The organism is Streptococcus sp. 3705 (assembly GCF_013277145.1).
GTDB lineage: Bacteria > Bacillota > Bacilli > Lactobacillales > Streptococcaceae > Streptococcus.
The window spans coordinates 1-245 of sequence record NZ_VMMJ01000044.1 but is presented as its reverse complement, the minus strand read 5'-3'; the positions used below and the strand labels follow the sequence as shown (position 1 = coordinate 245).

General features: G+C 42.9%; 1 rRNA gene. It reads right to left on the bottom strand.

Features of this window, described 5'->3' with window-relative positions:
• Window positions 1-92: ribosomal RNA gene (locus HT714_RS09470) — 16S ribosomal RNA — on the bottom strand; the annotation flags it as partial.
• Window positions 93-245 lie beyond the last annotated feature (153 nt).

Sequence of the window (245 nt, the reverse complement as noted above, 5' to 3'; positions counted from 1 at the left end):
CAGAGAAGCAAGCTTCTCCTTCAGCGTTCTACTTGCATGTATTAGGCACGCCGCCAGCGTTCGTCCTGAGCCAGGATCAAACTCTCATTAAAAGTTTGAGTTCTCACTCATTTCTGTCACTGACAGATTTATTGTTTTTTCATTGTTCAGTACTACAACCTTAGTTGTAGTGCCCTGCACATTGGTTCGTCTTGTTCAGTTTTCAAAGGTCTTTGTCACTCGCTTCTCTCAAGCGACAACTATAT